The organism is Arthrobacter sp. 92 (assembly GCF_050260325.1).
Taxonomy (GTDB): Bacteria; Actinomycetota; Actinomycetes; order Actinomycetales; family Micrococcaceae; genus Arthrobacter.
Genome location: NZ_CP189863.1, coordinates 3448286 through 3464288, shown reverse-complemented (window position 1 = coordinate 3464288; position 16003 = coordinate 3448286). Strand labels below are relative to the sequence as shown.

Below are 16003 nucleotides of genomic sequence, written 5' to 3'. Positions count from 1 at the left end.
GGTACAGGACGTGGAAAGGCGGTTGACCATGGAAGTCGTTATCCTTCCCGGTAGCAGGCAGGTTGGAGTCCTCGCGGCTGACGCCATTGAGGCCCTCCTCCGCCGCAAGCCCCACGCCGTACTCGGACTGGCCACCGGAGCCTCGCCCCTGCCCATTTACGACGAACTTGCCCGCCGGTATGTGGAGGGAAGAATCGATTTCAGCCAGGCCCGCGGCTTTGGCCTGGATGAGTACGTAGGCCTTGAGGAGGGGCATCCGCAGTCCTACCGGGAGGTCATCCGGCGCGAGTTCGCCGACAGGGTGAACATCGCCGCGGAGAATGTGCACAGCCCCGACGGTGCGGCGGCCGACATCCCCGCGGCCTGCGATGCCTATGAAGAAGCCATCAACACCGCCGGGGGCGTGGACCTCCAGCTCCTGGGAGTGGGCACCGACGGCCACATCGGCTTCAACGAACCAGGCTCCTCCCTCGCCTCCCGGACCCGGATCAAGACCCTCATAGAACAGACACGCCGTGACAACGCCCGGTTCTTCAAAAGTGTCCGTGACGTTCCCCACCATGCAATCACGCAGGGCCTGGGCACTATCCTGGACGCCCGCCATGTCATCCTCGTGGCCACGGGGGCCCAGAAGGCACAATCTGTCCGGGATCTGGTGGAGGGCCCCGTAGCAGCCATCTGCCCTGCCTCTGTTCTTCAGTTGCATCCGCATGTCACCACTATTGTTGATGAAGCCGCGGCCTCATCGCTGAGGCTGGCGGACTACTACCGCCACACATACGACAACAAACCAAAATGGCAGGGCCTGTAGTCGCAGCGGCTAAGATGGATGCCATGACCAGCATGACGGATCCCCTCGAAAACGACCCGATGCGTGAGCTTTCCGGAGCCGGAACGTCCACTGCCACAATCGAGCGCGAGGAACTGCGCCAGGAAGTGGAACCCGGAGACCGGGAGCGCTTTGCGCACTATGTGCGTAAGGAAAAGATCATGGAGTCCGCCCTGTCCGGTGAACCGGTCATTGCCCTGTGCGGCAAGGTGTGGACGCCCGGCCGCGATCCGCAGAAATTCCCGGTGTGCCCCGAGTGCAAAGAGATTTACCAGGGCCTTCGGCCCGGCAACGACGGCGGCAAGGGCCCGGGCGGGGACTCCGGCACGTAAGCGGCTTCTTTCGTGACCCCGGCTAAGCGGGGTTAGACCCGCCCGCGTGGGCGGGACGACACTTCCCGGCACGCCGTCGGGCTTTTCGTTCTTATGCGGTCCCGTTCCGGGGATTTCACTTCCTGACCCGTGCTGCTTTACCGCAACAGATTGGTGTTTATGTTTATGTGCGTTTCGCTGACGGCTGCTCCTTTGCGGGGAATTGTGGGCCTCGCATGACAGAGACGCTTTTTGGCGGACCGACACTGCCTCCCGCCTATCCCGAACGGGCGGCCTGGGGCACGGCACCGAAGCTTCGCGCCTGGCAGCAGGATGCGCTGGACCGCTACCTGGCGGCGAGCCCTAAGGACTTCCTGGCCGTGGCGACCCCCGGGGCCGGGAAGACCACCTTCGCCCTGCGGGTGGCCTCCATGCTGATCGAGGCCGGCACGGTTAACCGTGTCACCATCGTGGCGCCCACCGATCACCTCAAACGGCAATGGGCCGACGCCGCTGCGCGGGTGGGTATAGCCATCGACCCGAACTTCAAGAATTCAGACGGCCAGCACGGGCGCGGCTTCATCGGCGTCGCTGTCACCTATGCCCAGGTGGCCAGCAAACCCATGCTGCACCGGGCCAAAACGGAGGCCGCCCGCACCCTGGTCATCCTGGACGAGGTCCACCACGGCGGCGAGGCGCTGTCCTGGGGCGACGGGCTTCGCGAGGCCTTCGATCCCGCCGCGCGGCGGCTGTCCCTGACCGGCACACCCTTCCGCTCCGACACCTCTCCCATCCCGTTCGTGGAGTATGCCGAGGACCGCGACGGGATCCGCCGGTCCAAGGCCGACTACACCTACGGCTACGGCAACGCACTGCGCGACCATGTGGTGCGGCCCGTGATGTTTATGGCGTACTCCGGTCAAATGCGCTGGCGCACCAGCGGCGGCGAGGAGATGGCCGCCTCGCTGGGCGAATCGGCCGTCACCAAGGACATCGTGTCCCAGGCCTGGCGGACGGCGCTGAATCCGGCGGGGGAGTGGATTCCCGCCGTCCTTGCCGGGGCGGACAAACGCCTCAGCGAGGTCCGCAGGTCGGTTCCCGACGCCGGCGGACTGGTTATTGCCACCGATCACGAGGACGCCCGCGCCTATGCGGGCCAATTGAAGAAGATCACAGGCGAGTCGCCCACCGTGATTCTTTCGGATGACGCCAAAGCCTCGAGCAAGATTGAGGAATTCACGGCCAGCGAGAAGCGCTGGATGGTGGCGGTGCGAATGGTGTCCGAAGGCGTTGACGTGCCGCGCCTGTCGGTGGGTGTCTACGCTACGTCGACCTCCACACCGTTGTTCTTCGCCCAGGCCGTGGGACGCTTTGTGCGGGCGCGCAAGCGCGGCGAAACGGCGTCGGTCTTCCTGCCTTCCGTTCCCCAGCTCATGGCGCTGGCCAACACCATGGAGGCGGAGCGGGACCATGCCCTGGACCGTCCGGAGAAGGAGGACGGAGACGGGCTCTTTAATCCGGAGGACTCGCTGATGGACGAGGCGAACCGGGAAGAGAAAGCCTCGGACAGCCTCACCAAAGGAAAATTTGAAGCCCTCGACTCCCAGGCCTCGTTCGACCGCGTCCTGTTCGACGGCGGTGAATTCGGTACCGGCGGGGAAGTGGGCTCGGAGGACGAGCTCGATTTCCTGGGCATCCCCGGCCTCCTGGACGCCGAACAGGTGGGAACCCTGTTGCGCCAGCGGCAGCATGAACAGCAGAGCCGGAAGAAACAGAGGGCGCCCGAAACCGCGCCGGCCGGCCCCGCGGTTCCGGATCACCGCATGCTGATGGACCTGCGCAACGAACTGGCCAAGAACGTGGCCGCCTGGGCGGCGCGGACGGGGACTCCGCATGGTGTGGTTCACACCAAGCTGCGGACCGTGTGCGGTGGCCCTCCGGTGGCCCAGGCCAACGAGGAACAACTGCAGACCAGGCTCCGGAAGCTTCAGGACTGGTTCATCGGCCGCAAGTAGCGTCACCGGCGGCATCGCGACGCGGCCCGGCACGGCCCGGCACGGCAGCAAAAAGGGACCGGGTGACCCGGTCCCTTTTTGCTCTTGCTGATTGTTGTCCGGCCGCTACTGGCCGCTACTGGCCGCAGACCGCGCCGAACTTCTGCCCGGCGTCGGTGTACTTGGCCTTCAGGTCATCCACCTTGGCGGAATCGGGGTTTTCTTTCGTTGATTCGTCCAGGTAGGCGATAACGGACTTCAGCGGGTCCTTCAGGTCATTGGAGGAGGTCACCTCGACGGGCCGCAGCTGGTTGGCGAGCCGGATCATGCCGGGCTTGTCCGAGCCGGCGGTGGGGGAGGAGACGATGGTCTTGATCCGTGCGCAGGTTTCCGCGTTGCTCATCTGCGGCGCGGGGGAGCAACCGGCTGCGGTGAGCAAGGTCCCGGCAGCGATCAGGATGGTGAGGGTTTTCTTCATGGTGTACTCCGGGCCTAACTGGTCAGACGATATTGGCAGGGATTTCGAGTCTACTGGGAGGACAGGAGTTTCCTGCCAGCGGCCGCTCGCCAGCGCCCAGTAAGTCCCGGCAAGCCGGGGGTGTTGTTCAGGCGATGTCCACTCCGCCGAGCTCCATCTCGGCGAAAGCATCCTCCAGGTCATCGGCGATGCCGGCGGTCAAGCTACGCAGCACCGTGACCGAATAGCCCGCCTGGACGGCGTCCAGGGACGTTGCCCTGACGCAGTAATCGGTGGCCAGGCCCACGATCACCACCTCCTCGACGTCATGGCTCTGCAGCCAGTCATCGAGGCCGATGGCATCCTCGTCGATGGCGAAGGCAGCGGCCAGGGACGCGGAGTCCTCCGGCAAAGGCATGGTCCCCGGCTTGCGGTCTCCGGTGGGGACGGCGTCTTCCGGGGCAAGGATGCCCTCGAAGCCGGAGTAGGCGGCCGTGAACTGGCCCTTCTGGAAGTAGGCCTGGATGTACTCAGTATCGAGTTCGGGGTGCAGTTCCGCGCCGCGCGTGCCGGCCACGCAGTGCGGAGGCCAGCTGTCCACGAAGTCAGGGGACGGCGAGAAATGGGCCCCGGGGTCGATGTGCCAGTCCTGGGTGGCCACGATGTGGTCGAACTGCGAGTGGTGGCCGTCGACGTATTCGCTGATGGCGGCCGCGATTTCCGCGCCGCCTGGGACGGGGAGGGAGCCGCCCTCGCAGAAGTCGTTCTGGACGTCGACAATGATAAGGGCGCGGGACATCAGTTCTCCTCGTAGGTGGTGGGGATGGCGGCCTCGCCGCGCTGCAGGCGGTTAACCACTGCGGGCAGTTCCGCCATGGAGTCCATGTGCCGCCGGCGGGCCCGCATGACGCCCTCGGGACCGGTCCAGCCCGGAAGCAGCTCGCCGTTCTTGACGAACTGCTGGAGCAGCGAGCGGTCGTTGCCGTCGTCGTCGGGACGGCGCCCCACGCCGACGATCTCCTGGGTGGCGATACCGCGTTCGTTGAGTTTGCGCAGCGCGTACTTGCGCCCGCCCTTGCTTGTTTTGTTCTTGGCCGCCTTGGCCACCGGGACGAACTCGCCGGAATCGTCGGTGCGGCTGACCAGCTTGTAGACCATGCTGGCGGTCGGGGCGCCGGAGCCGGTCACCAGGGAGGTGCCCACACCGTAGGTGTCCACCGGGGCCGACTGCAGCGCCGCGATGGCATATTCGTCCAGATCCGACGTGACCACAATCTTGGTGGTTTCATTGCCGAGGTCATCCAGCAGCCGCCGGACCCACTGGGCCTGGGCCACCAGGTCGCCGGAGTCCAGGCGCACCCCGCCCAGGGCTGGCCCCGCGAGCTCAACGGCCGCGCGGACGGCGGTTTCGACGTCGTACGTGTCCACCAGCAGCGCCGTTTCGGGTCCGAAGGCGGCAATCTGCGCCTCGAACGCCTGGCGTTCCGAGTCATGGAGGAGGGTGAATGAGTGTGCCGCGGTGCCCACGGTCTTGATGCCGTAGCGGCGCCCGGCCTCTAGGTTGGAGGTGCTGTCGAAGCCGGCAATCACGGCGGCCCGGGCGGCAGCGGTGGCGGACTCCTCCTGGGTGCGGCGGGACCCCATCTCGATGCACGGCCTGCCGCCGGCGGCGGTGATCATGCGCGAGGCCGCCGAGGCGATGGCGCTGTCGTGGTTGAGCACCGAGAGGATATACGTCTCCAGGATGCATGCCTCGGCGAACGTGGATTCGACGATGAGAATGGGGGAATTGGGGAAGTAGGCTTCGCCTTCGGCGTAACCCCAGATGTCTCCGGTGAACCGGAAGCCGGCCAGAAAGTCCAGGGTCTCGGTGTTAACCACTCCGGTCCGCCGCAGGAAGTCCAGTTCCTCGTCGCCGAAACGGAAGTTGGCGATGCCCTCAAGAAGGCGCCCCGTGCCCGCCACGATCCCGTAACGGCGGCCATCCGGAAGCCTGCGGGCAAAGGCCTCAAACACGGACTTGCGGTGCGCTGCTCCGGAGTGCAGCGCGGCCTGCAGCATGGTCAGCTCGTAATGATCGGTGTACAAGGACGTGCGGGGATGGTCCCAGCCAGCAGGGGTACTCACGAATTCACTCTAGTGGGCATCACCCTAGAATGGACAGATGACCCTTAGCGTTGCGCTCGGCCCGGATACCCAGGAGAGCACCCAGACCGGAACAGTGACGTCCATCGACGCCCTGACCGCCCCGGATATTCCCTGGAACCTGGTGGTCTGGAACGATCCCGTCAACCTGATGAGCTACGTCAGCTACGTGTTCCAGAGCTACTTCGGGTACTCGGAACCGAAGGCGAACAAGCTCATGATGGAGGTCCACAAGAAGGGCCGCTCCATCGTTGCGCACGGCAGCAAGGAGCAGGTGGAGCAGCACGCCGTCGCCATGCACGGCTACGGACTATGGGCGACGGTGGAGAAAGCCACCGGCGGGGGTAAAGACGGCGGTTCCGGCAAGGGCAAGGGCAAACGTGGCTAAGGCATTCAAAAACGGACTCAAAGGCATTACGGGGTACCTCGAACCGGCCGAACGCGAGTTGCTCCGCAGCCTCATCGATGACGTCATTTCAATGCTGGAGCCGGAGGAAAGCGCCAGCCAGGATCCGCTGACAGCCCTGATTGGCTTGGACATGGACGTCCAGGAGCCCTCGGACCGGGCGCTGAAGCGGTTGTTGCCCAATGTTATGAAGGACGACGACGCCGCGTCCCTGGAGTTCCGCCAGCTCACCGAGCGCTCGCTGCGGGAAAACAAGATCGGCGCGCTCCGGGCGATGGCCCTCGGGCTCGACAAGGACGATTTGGTCCTGACGCCGGCGGACGCCCGGCACTGGTCCCAGGGGCTCAACGATCTGAGGCTGGTCCTGGCCGAACGGCTGGACATCCGGGACGATGCCGACGCCGAGCATGTCCACCTCATGCAGGACTGGTCGCAGGCCGAGGACGTGGAAAGCTACCTTGCGCTGGTCTACAACTTCACCACCTGGCTGCAGGAGTCACTCGTGCAGGCCATGCTCCAGGCCATGGGTTCGCGCGCCTGAGCGCTCCGCCGGTGCGCAAAATGTGATCCATTCGACATGAGGCAGTGGACACAATGTAATGGCTGCACTAACACCGAAGCCCTATCCTCGAATAATCATGACTTCAGCATCGAGCATTGATCCGGCCGCGGGAGCCGCTGCGGATCCCCCGGCGGGCAGCACGGACAGCAACCACATGGCCCCGCGCCCGATCGGCGTGTTCGACTCCGGCGTCGGGGGACTGACCGTGGCGCGGTCCATCATCGACCAGCTGCCCAACGAATCAATCCTCTATGTGGGGGACACCGCGAATGGACCGTACGGCCCGCTTCCCATTGCGGAAGTGCGTGCCAACGCCCTCGGTGTGATGGACGAGCTGGTCGATTCCGGCGTCAAGCTGCTGACCATCGCCTGCAACTCCGCGTCCGCCGCGGTGCTCCGCGATGCCCGCGAACGGTACACGGCGCGGTACGGAATTCCGGTCATCGAAGTGATCCAGCCCGCCGTGCGCAGGGCGGTATCAGCCACCCGCAGCGGCAGGGTCGGTGTCATCGGAACCTCTGCGACCGTGGGATCCCGGGCCTACGAGGACACCTTTGCCGCCGCCCCGGACCTGGAGATCACCTCGGTGGCGTGCCCCGCTTTTGTCTCCTACGTGGAGGCCGGCATCACCACAGGGCCCGAGTTGCTGGCCGTGGCGCGGGAATACCTTGAACCCCTGCGCGTGGCGGGCGTGGATACCGTGGTGCTTGGCTGCACCCACTACCCGTTGCTCACCGGGGTGATCTCCTACGTCATGGGCGAGGATGTCACACTCGTCTCCAGCGCCGAAGAAACGGCCAAGGATGTCTACCGGGCCCTCGCCACCCACGGGCTGGAACGGATGCTCCAGTCCCCGCCCGAGCACAACTTCATTGCCACCGGGGATGCCGGCCAGTTTGAGAGCCTTGCCCGGCGGTTCCTCGGCCCCGAAGTCCTCAGCGTCCGCCACGTTGACCATGTGGCCGCGCAGTACCCCACCGGGAGCCTGGCCCGGATCACCCCGGAAATGATTGCGGCGGCACAGGCCGGAGCCGTCCGGCGGCGGATCTCCAACTTTGTGGGAGGACCCGGACTGTGAAGCTGACAATCGTTGGCTGCACGGGATCGTTCCCCGGACCCGGCTCGCCGGCGTCGTGCTACTTGTTGACGGCCCACGACGGCGAGCGGAGCTGGAAGATCGTCCTGGATCTGGGCAGCGGGGCCCTCGGTGCGATCCAGCGGTACACGGACCTGGAGGACATCGATGCGATCTTCCTGACCCACCTGCACCCGGACCACTGCATGGACCTATGTGGTCTCCACGTCGCGGTCCGCTGGAAGCCGGGCGGATGGGGACGCGGCCGCATTCCGGTATGGGGCCCGGCGGCAACCGCGGACCGCATGGCCACGGCCTACGGGCTGGAACTGGACCCCGGCATGCACGAGGAATTCGACTTCACCAACTGGATCGAGCGTCAGCCGGTCAGCATGGGGCCGTTCACCGTCACCCCGTTTGCTGTGAACCATCCGGTGGAGGAGGCCTACGCGCTTCGCGTGGAGGTCACCGAGCCCTCGGCCGACGGCGTGCCGGTCACCCGGGTGCTGACCTACTCGGGCGACACGGATTCTTGCCCGGGGCTTGAGGAAGCCGCGAAGGACGCCGACCTGTTCCTGTGCGAGGCGGCCTTTGAGGAGGGCCGGGACGACGGCATCAAGGACGTCCACCTGACCGGCAAGCGTGCCGGCGAGGCGGCGGCGGCCGCCGGTGCACGGCGCCTGCTCCTCACGCACATCCCCGTGTGGACCTCGCAGACCAAGGTCATGGCGGAGGCCAAGCCGGTCTTCGGCGGGGATGTGGCCGTTGCCGTGGCCGGGGTCCACTACACCGTCTGAGCCGTTGCCCGGCTCATGACCGGCAGGGGCGCTGGTATCGATAAGCTAAAGGCATGACTTCTGAAGCAATTACCGCCCCCGTTATCCGTGCCGACGGGCGCACCCCCGATCAACTGCGTCCCATCAGCATCACCCGCGGATGGTCCAAGCAGGCCGAGGGTTCGGCACTGATCGAGTTTGGCAACACGAGGGTCCTGTGCACGGCTTCCCTGACCGAGGGTGTCCCGCGCTGGCTTAAGGGCGAGGGCCGCGGCTGGGTCACCGCCGAGTACGCCATGCTGCCCCGCGCCACCAACACCCGCTCCGACCGCGAGTCCGTCAAGGGAAAGATCGGCGGCCGGACGCACGAAATTTCGCGGCTGATCGGCCGTTCACTGCGCTCCATCATCGACACCAAGGCGCTCGGTGAAAACACCATTGTACTGGACTGCGACGTCCTGCAGGCCGACGGCGGGACCCGCACGGCCGCCATCACCGGAGCATATGTGGCGCTCGCCGAAGCCATCCGCTTTGCCCGCGAGAAGAAAATCATCCCCCGCAACGCCCAGCCCCTCATCGACACCATCGCAGCTGTGTCCGTGGGAATCATCGACGGTATTCCCATGCTGGACCTGCCATATGTTGAGGATGTCCGTGCCGAGACCGACATGAACGTTGTTGTCACCGGCTCCGGCAAGTTTGTCGAGGTGCAGGGAACGGCGGAGGGGGCTCCGTTTGACCGCGACGAGCTGAACAAGCTGCTGGACCTGGCCCTGCTGGGGACGGAGCAGCTGGCCGCCATCCAGCGCGAAACCCTGGCGGAAGCACCTTGAGCCCAGGCCCCGGCAGTCCTGTGAGCCCAGGCCCAGGCCCAGGCCCAGGCCCCGGCAGCGGCGTGCCGGACCGCGACGCTCCCGCGCCCCTGCTGGTGCTTGCCACGCACAACAAGGGCAAGCTTCGCGAGCTCCGAGAACTGCTGCGCGGCCAGGTGCCCGGACTCGACGTCGACACCCAGGTTGTGGACGCCGCAGCGGTGGGTGCGCCGGACGTGGCAGAGACGGGCGTGACGTTTGCCGAGAATTCCCTTCTGAAGGCGCGGGCCGTGGCTGCGGCAACGGGGCTGGTGGCGGTCGCCGATGACTCGGGGCTGTCCGTGGATGTCCTTGGCGGGGCGCCCGGGATCTTTTCGGCCCGGTGGTCAGGCCGGCACGGAGACGACGCCGCCAACCTGCGCCTGCTCCTTGACCAGCTGGCGGACGTTCCCGACGAGTTCCGCGGCGCCGCCTTTGTGTGTGCCGCGGCCCTGGCGGTTCCCGGGCAGGCGGACGGTGGACGCGAAGTGGTGGAATACGGCCAGCTGGAGGGCCTGTTGCTGCGGGAGCCGCGCGGGTCCGGCGGCTTCGGCTACGATCCCGTGCTGCAGCCGAGCGGCCTGGACCGCAGCTGCGCCGAACTGAGCCCGGAGGAGAAGAACGCCATCAGCCACCGCGGCCAGGCCTTCCGGGCCCTGCTGCCGTCCATCGTCGAGGCCTTGGCCGGACGCTAGCGGACAGCTGTTTGCTGGCATCGGAAACCGGTTAAACGAGGAAGGCGCCCACGACGTGGGGCGCCTTCCTCGTTCGCGTGGGGTTGGACTACGGCGTCTTGCGCTCGTCCTCGGGCTCGTGTTCCTCGATGAACTCGTCCATCGCGTCCGTGCCGTACTGTGCGGACTGGCGCTTGGCGATTAGTCCGCGGACAACCTCGATGGCGATCGGGATCACGGAGACCAGCACGATCGCGATGAAGATGATGTCCAGGTTGTCCCGGACCCACGGCACCTTGTCGCCCAGCACATAGCCGAGGAGCGTCACTCCGCCGCCCCACAGCACGGCGCCGATCACGTTATAGATGAAGAACTTCCGCTTGCTCATCTCGGCGACGCCGACGATGACCGGAACGAACGTGCGGATGATGGGCACGAACCGCGCCAGGATCAGCGCCTTGCCGCCGTGCTTTTCGAAGAAGGCGTGGGCGCTTTCGACGTTTTCGCGTTTGAACAGCTTGGAGTCGGGCCTGTTGAACAGGGCGTGGCCTGCCTTGGAGCCGATCAGGTACCCGGCTTGGTTTCCCAGGATTGCCGACACGATAATCAGCGCGGCAAAGAGCCAGATGTTGAACTTGATGGTTTCAGTGGCCACGAGGAGTCCGGCGGTGAAGAGCATGGAGTCACCGGGAAGGAAAAACCCGATCAGCAGGCCGGTCTCGGCAAAGATGATGCCGCACACCACCAGCACCACCCACGGCGCCAGCGCGGGGTTTGCCAGGAACACCTGTGGGTTGAGCCAGTCCGGGAGGAACGAGGACAGATGCGGCTGCACCGGTCCTGCACCCCCGAGGGTGGACACGGCCAAGTCACTCATCGCATGTAGGTTCACCCTTCCAAGGTTACTGGACTGCCGGCGTCGGGCTTTCTGCGACAGACGGGCCGCAGTGCCCGGAGCAGGCACGACCCGGCGGTAAAGTTGAGCCGTGGGATTGGACTTTACGGCGATCGACTTCGAGACTGCCAACGGCTTCCGCGGTTCGCCGTGTGCCGTTGGCCTCAGTAAGGTCCGCGGCGGGGTGGTGGTTGAGGAAGCGTCCTGGCTGATGAGGCCGCCGAAAAACCACGACCGCTTCGACCACCACAACGTGCGGATCCACGGAATCCGGCCGGAGGACGTGGCAGGCCTTCCCCGCTTTGGCGAGCTGTTCCCTGAAATCGGGGCCTTCATCGGGGACGACGTCCTGGCCGCGCACAACGCCGCGTTCGACCTCGGCGTAATCCGCTCCGGCTTGGAGGTCTCTGGCCTGCCGGGGCCGGCCTATGACTACGTCTGCACGGTGATGTTGTCCCGCCGTTGCTACTCGCTGGTGTCCAACTCGCTGCCTTACGCCGCGGAGGAAGCCGGCGTCCCGCTCGTCAACCACCACGACGCCGCCGAGGACGCGAGGGCGTGTGCCGGGATCCTGATAGACATCGCCGGCCGGAATGGGGCCGGCAGCATCGCCGAACTCTACCTTTCGCTGGGCCTCGCGGTTCCGCACCAGCGGGCCTTCGACCCCTTTCGCGACGGACTGTCCAAGGCTACGCTCACCGCGCTGGAATCCCTCTCCGGTCCTCGCGACACCCCGGCGCGGCCGTTTCGCACCGGCTGGCCCGAAGAGGGCGCCAACCCGTTGCCCAATGCCGACGCCGACGCCGGCCATCCGTTGTTCGGGCAGACGGTGGTGTTCACGGGCGAGCTGGCGATTTCACGGCCGGAAGCGAAGAACCGCTCCGCGGACTTTGGGGCGCGCCCGGAGAGCCGCGTGACTGCCCGCACCACAGTGCTGGTGGTCGGGGACGGTTTTGTGGCCGCCGACCTGCGCTCCGGCCGGCTGACCGGAAAGGCACGCAGAGTGCTTGAGCTGCACGAACGCGGACAGTGCATCGAGGTCCTGTCAGAGGGCGAATTCCTGCAGATGGTGGGCGGACACGTGCCGGCTGCCGCCGTCTAGATCCGCCGTCTAGATCCGCCTTCTAGATCCGCCGGAGCGGCCAAACTGAACACCCGCACGCATGGCGGTCCGGAACCGGCGAACCGAACGGCCGGCGGTCATACGGCGCAATAAACATTCCCCTCATGGCGCGGCTGCTCCTAGCCTTGAGGAATGAGCAAACTGATGGATGCACAGACTCCCGCGCCGGCCGCCAGGCGCGGAGTCGATTGGCGGATGGTCTTCGCGTTCCCGAACCCGGTAAACGAATACTCCGCACGCATCACAGCGGCCCTGGTGGTGCTGCTCTCGGCCGTCACATTCCTGACCGGATTCGGTTGGGGACTGGCAGTGATCGCAGCTGGTTTCTGGCTGCGCGTGCTCTTCGGCCCGCGGATCTCGCCCCTCGCTCAACTCTCCATCAAGGTCCTGACGCCGTGGCTGGGCCGTACCCGCCTCGTTCCGGGACCGCCCAAAAGGTTTGCCCAGGGCATCGGCGCCGCCGTTTCAACTGCGGCAGCGCTGCTGCTGGCGGCCGGCGCGGCGCCGGCCGCGTGGGTCCTGCTCGCGGTCCTGATTGTCGCCGCCTCGCTCGAAGCCTTCGCGGGCTTCTGCCTGGGCTGCACCATCTTCGGCTTCCTTCAGCGCCGCGGCCTCATCCCCGAGGACGTGTGCGAGGCCTGCAACAACATTTCGCTCAGGCGCCCGTAACCGCCGTCAGCCGGGCGGCCATTGCCCGAATGACGTCCGGGGCTTCCAAAGCCTCCAGCCAGTCCGCCGGCAGGCATGCCTCACCGTAGTAGGCACCCAGGATGTTGCCCGCGATCGATGCGGTGGAGTCGCTGTCCCCGCTGTGGTTCACGGCGAGCGAAATTGCGGCCTTGAAATGGCGCTCGGGCATGTTTTGGGCCATCCCCGCTTCCGTTCGGGAGTCTTCGGATTGCTCGGGGGGCGCAGTCGCCAGCACCGAGTAAAGGGCGACGGCGAGTGCCTCCTCGGCGACCCAGCCCTCGCCCAGTTCCCGGACAAGGTCCTCCGGGCTGAGCGGACGCGCTGCGCTTCCGCCGGTTTCCTCATACCCTGCCAGCTGGCGGGCCCGTTCCAGCCGCGCGATCAAGGCCGGCTCGGGATCAGTATGGCCCTTGGCGTGGTCCAGCGCGTAGCGCGCCGCTTCCCTCAGGTCCTGGCCGGCGACGAGCGCATGGATCAGGACGCTGAACGTTCCCGCGCTCTGCCGGGCCGAACGGTGTCCGTGGGTGAGGGACGCCGCGTCGGAACTGAGCTTGTAGACGTATTCCATGGGGATGTGCGGAATCAGGCCGAAGGGGGCCGAGCGCATTACGGTGCCGCACCCTTTCGACTCGGGATTGACCGGACGGTACACCGTGCCCATTTCCCCGCTGGCCAGTCCGCTGAGGCAGGCGTTGCCGGGGGCACGGCGGTGTTTGAGCACCTCCTGCTGATCGATCCATCTCGGCTGGGGGACCGGAGCGGACGGCGGAACCGGTACGCCCTGGGTGTTGAGCCACCGCAGGTAGGCGAGCCACAGGCAGGCGTTGGCGTCCGCGCCCACGCCTTCATTCGCCCACTCCAGGGCCTCCACCAGGCCGTCCACCGTGTACAGCGTCATCTGCGTGTCATCCGAGAAGTGGCTGACGCCGTCGAGCATGGCGAAATCCTGCAGCCCGTCGCGGCCGAAACGGCCGTGGATGGCGGAGATGTGATCGAATTCCACGGCGTAGCCGAGCGAGTCGCCCAGGGCGCCGCCCAACAGGCAGCCGTGGATGCGGGACTCAGGCGTCGGCAAGCGGGAAGGATCAGTGCTCATACCCTAAATTTACCAAGGTTGACGTGCGCAACGGCGCGGTCGGCGCCGGAGGGCGGCCCGCTGGGGCAGGGGCTCCGCCCCGTGTGCAAGTAGTGTGCTGTTGGATCTACTCGTTTCCAGCGCCGTGAGGCCGACCGGAGGAAGTTCATGCGGGAACCAGCGTGGCGAAAGACGGGAACCACCCCGGATTACCGGTTCTCGCTGGCCAACGAGCGGACCTTCCTGGCCTGGATGCGCACCTCCCTGGCGCTGCTGGCCGGAGCCCTGGCCATCGATCAGTTTGCGCCCAACATCGCCCCCGCGCCGGTCAGAATCGCCCTCTGTGTTGTCCTTGCGGCCATCGGCGCGGGCTTGGCGGGGTTGTCCTACCGCCGCTGGAGCCGGATGGAGGCAGCCATGCGCAACAACCAGGAGCTGCCGTATTCGGGCCTGATGCTGGTCATGACCATCGGGGTGGCTGTGGCGGCGTTCACCATTGCGGTGCTGATCCTGGTGGCACGTTGACCAACGGCCAGGCGAGGGACCCGGGGCTGCAGCCCGAACGCACCACACTGTCGTGGGGACGGACATTGCTGGCATTGGTGGTGGTGGACCTGTTCATTTGGCGCACGTGGGCCATCTCGGGATCGCGCCCGGACGGCGGCCTTTCCGCGGACGGAATCGACTACCTGGGGATCTGCGCTGTCACCGCCGTGGCTGCCACTGCGGTTTTAGGGCTGTGCGTGCGCAGCAGGGCGCGGCGGCTTCAGCGTTCGACGGGGGCACCCCCGTCGGTTGTTATGCTGGCTGCCGCCCTGGCTGTGGTGGCCCTGGCCGGGGCCGCGGTCGCAGCGATCGCGCTCGGCCGCTAAGCTCGGACCCAGCAAGCGTCCAGACTGTGTTGGCACAATACATCGGACAGAAACTTCTGACAGAACATTGACGGGCGCCGCGCGCAGCCCGGACCGCGCCGGGTTTCCGGCCGCGCACCGAAGCAAAGGATCCTCTGCATATGACCTCCCCTGTGTCTGCAACAGCTACCGAAGGCTCCGAGCTGCACGCCGCACGCGGCGCAGCCCAGCCCGGGCTCGTGGCCCGTTTGTCTGCCGAGGCGTTCGGATCCCTCTTCCTGGCCATCGCAGGCCTGGGCGTGCCCCTGTTCACCATCCCGCAGTCCAACCCGCTCTCCGCATCCCTTGCCGCCGGCCTTGCCGTGACGGCCTCGATGCTGGCGTTCGCGTACATCTCCGGCGGACATTTCAATCCTGCGGTGACCGTAGGCAACGCCATTGCGGGCCGGATCGGGCTTGCGGAGGCCGCGGCCTACGTCGGCGCCCAGCTCGTGGGAGCCTTGGCCGGAGCCTTGGCGCTGTTCGGCATCCTGCGCACGGTCCCCAAGATCGACGACACCCGCACCGCGTTCGACACTGTCACGGCAGGTTTTGGCGAGCACTCCATCGTCCAGGCCCCCATGGCTGGCGTCCTGCTGGTTGAGGTCCTCGGAACCGCCTTGCTGGTTGCCGTGTTCCTGGGCACCACGTCGGCCCGCAACACCAACAAGGCCGCGGCCCCGTTCGCCGTGGGCCTGACCCTCGCGGTCCTGCTCCAGCTTGGCCAGGCCGTTGGCAACACTCCCTTCAATCCCGCCCGGGCAACGGCCTCTGCCATCTTCAGCAGCTCCTGGTCCCTTGAGCAGCTGTGGCTGTTCTGGGTGGCTCCGCTGGTGGGCGCGGCCATTGCCGGCCTCGTCTTCCGCGGCTTCTCCGACAGCACTGCGGCCGCGGCTGCCCACGCTCCTGCCCGTGCGGCCGGTGCCGCCGAATCCGGGCACGTGGAAGCCGCCATGGACGACGATCTTGATGACGACGATCTTGATGATGAGGATTTTGATGGCGAGGATCTTGTTGACGCCGCCCAGGGACCCGGAAGCGATGCGGTGGGCGAGGACGCCCGCGGCCGGGAGAAAGATCCGCGTGGGGCCCACGGGGTTCGGGGCCGGCGAGCCGAAGACGGCTCCGCGGACGGTTCCGCGGACGACGAGGCACGTGACTTCTTCGACGGACGCCGCGGCCAGTAGGCAGCGGATGTGTCTTGGCCGTGCTGTGTCCCTGCGGGAAAATTGTCGGACCCGGCGGATAGC

The 16003-nt window shown here is 66.4% G+C and carries 19 protein-coding genes; 14 read left to right on the top strand and 5 right to left on the bottom strand.

Translation table 11 applies throughout. From position 1 onward, the window contains the following. The first annotated feature begins 28 nt into the window (after positions 1-28). The 3 genes from nagB (at position 29) to ACP4XC_RS16090 (ending at position 3155) form a co-directional block, all read left to right on the top strand. On the top strand, positions 29-811 hold the full coding sequence (nagB, locus tag ACP4XC_RS16100; RefSeq protein WP_427171382.1) for a glucosamine-6-phosphate deaminase: 783 nt from the start codon (positions 29-31) through the stop codon (positions 809-811). A 14-nt stretch (positions 812-825) separates the two neighbouring features. Beyond that, entirely contained in the window at positions 826-1161 is a 336-nt protein-coding gene (locus tag ACP4XC_RS16095) for a DUF3039 domain-containing protein (RefSeq protein WP_427175134.1), read from the top strand. 215 nt (positions 1162-1376) lie between these two features. Continuing rightward, complete coding sequence (locus ACP4XC_RS16090) at positions 1377-3155, top strand: DEAD/DEAH box helicase (RefSeq protein ID WP_427171380.1); 1779 nt, start codon at positions 1377-1379, stop codon at positions 3153-3155. A gap of 115 nt (positions 3156-3270) precedes the next feature. Here ACP4XC_RS16090 and ACP4XC_RS16085 read toward each other — a convergent pair whose 3' ends face one another. From ACP4XC_RS16085 to ACP4XC_RS16075, 3 genes are all read right to left on the bottom strand, one after another. Continuing rightward, a complete protein-coding gene (locus tag ACP4XC_RS16085; protein WP_427171378.1) occupies positions 3271-3612 on the bottom strand; it encodes a hypothetical protein in 342 nt (113 codons plus the stop codon). A gap of 127 nt (positions 3613-3739) precedes the next feature. After that, positions 3740-4390, bottom strand: a complete 651-nt coding sequence (locus ACP4XC_RS16080; protein ID WP_427171376.1) for an isochorismatase family protein — start codon at positions 4388-4390, stop codon at positions 3740-3742. Beyond that, complete coding sequence (locus tag ACP4XC_RS16075) at positions 4390-5718, bottom strand: nicotinate phosphoribosyltransferase (RefSeq protein WP_427171374.1); 1329 nt, start codon at positions 5716-5718, stop codon at positions 4390-4392. The genes ACP4XC_RS16080 and ACP4XC_RS16075 overlap by 1 nt, the downstream gene beginning before the upstream one ends. Positions 5719-5755: 37 nt before the next feature. Between ACP4XC_RS16075 and clpS the strand changes: the two genes are divergently transcribed. The 6 genes from clpS (at position 5756) to rdgB (ending at position 10101) form a co-directional block, all read left to right on the top strand. Further along, positions 5756-6124 (top strand): ATP-dependent Clp protease adapter ClpS, encoded by a 369-nt coding sequence (gene clpS / locus ACP4XC_RS16070; RefSeq protein WP_427171372.1) that lies wholly within the window; start codon positions 5756-5758, stop codon positions 6122-6124. Further along, on the top strand, positions 6117-6683 hold the full coding sequence (locus ACP4XC_RS16065; protein WP_427171370.1) for a DUF2017 domain-containing protein: 567 nt from the start codon (positions 6117-6119) through the stop codon (positions 6681-6683). Before clpS ends, ACP4XC_RS16065 begins: the two co-directional genes overlap by 8 nt. Before the next feature lie 97 nt (positions 6684-6780). Then, entirely contained in the window at positions 6781-7782 is a 1002-nt protein-coding gene (gene murI / locus ACP4XC_RS16060) for a glutamate racemase (protein WP_427171368.1), read from the top strand. After that, positions 7779-8576, top strand: coding sequence for an MBL fold metallo-hydrolase (locus ACP4XC_RS16055; protein WP_427171366.1), 798 nt, complete (start codon positions 7779-7781; stop codon positions 8574-8576). The genes murI and ACP4XC_RS16055 overlap by 4 nt, the downstream gene beginning before the upstream one ends. Before the next feature lie 53 nt (positions 8577-8629). Beyond that, positions 8630-9388, top strand: a complete 759-nt coding sequence (rph, locus tag ACP4XC_RS16050; protein WP_427171364.1) for a ribonuclease PH — start codon at positions 8630-8632, stop codon at positions 9386-9388. 62 nt (positions 9389-9450) lie between these two features. Continuing rightward, positions 9451-10101: an RdgB/HAM1 family non-canonical purine NTP pyrophosphatase gene (gene rdgB / locus ACP4XC_RS16045; protein ID WP_427171362.1), complete on the top strand. Its 651-nt coding sequence runs from the start codon at positions 9451-9453 to the stop codon at positions 10099-10101. Positions 10102-10189: 88 nt separating this feature from the next. Here the strand turns inward: rdgB and ACP4XC_RS16040 are convergent, their stop codons facing one another. Then, on the bottom strand, positions 10190-10957 hold the full coding sequence (locus tag ACP4XC_RS16040; RefSeq protein ID WP_427171360.1) for a VTT domain-containing protein: 768 nt from the start codon (positions 10955-10957) through the stop codon (positions 10190-10192). Between the two features lie 109 nt (positions 10958-11066). Here ACP4XC_RS16040 and ACP4XC_RS16035 point away from each other — a divergent pair, with 109 nt between their 5' ends. Beyond that, positions 11067-12077 carry an exonuclease domain-containing protein gene (locus tag ACP4XC_RS16035; protein WP_427171358.1) on the top strand — a complete coding sequence of 337 codons (1011 nt, stop codon included), beginning with the start codon at positions 11067-11069 and terminating at the stop codon, positions 12075-12077. A gap of 153 nt (positions 12078-12230) precedes the next feature. Beyond that, positions 12231-12767: a DUF4395 domain-containing protein gene (locus ACP4XC_RS16030; protein WP_427171356.1), complete on the top strand. Its 537-nt coding sequence runs from the start codon at positions 12231-12233 to the stop codon at positions 12765-12767. Here the strand turns inward: ACP4XC_RS16030 and ACP4XC_RS16025 are convergent. Next, positions 12754-13884, bottom strand: coding sequence for an ADP-ribosylglycohydrolase family protein (locus ACP4XC_RS16025; RefSeq protein ID WP_427171354.1), 1131 nt, complete (start codon positions 13882-13884; stop codon positions 12754-12756). The genes ACP4XC_RS16030 and ACP4XC_RS16025 overlap by 14 nt on opposite strands. Before the next feature lie 147 nt (positions 13885-14031). Between ACP4XC_RS16025 and ACP4XC_RS16020 the strand changes: the two genes are divergently transcribed. From ACP4XC_RS16020 to ACP4XC_RS16010, 3 genes are all read left to right on the top strand, one after another. Further along, positions 14032-14388, top strand: coding sequence for a YidH family protein (locus ACP4XC_RS16020; RefSeq protein ID WP_427171352.1), 357 nt, complete (start codon positions 14032-14034; stop codon positions 14386-14388). Continuing rightward, complete coding sequence (locus tag ACP4XC_RS16015) at positions 14385-14735, top strand: DUF202 domain-containing protein (protein ID WP_427171350.1); 351 nt, start codon at positions 14385-14387, stop codon at positions 14733-14735. Before ACP4XC_RS16020 ends, ACP4XC_RS16015 begins: the two co-directional genes overlap by 4 nt. Positions 14736-14875: 140 nt before the next feature. Then, the gene (locus ACP4XC_RS16010) at positions 14876-15940 is read left to right on the top strand and encodes an MIP/aquaporin family protein (RefSeq protein ID WP_427171348.1); all 1065 of its coding nucleotides are present in this window, start codon (positions 14876-14878) and stop codon (positions 15938-15940) included. Positions 15941-16003 lie beyond the last annotated feature (63 nt).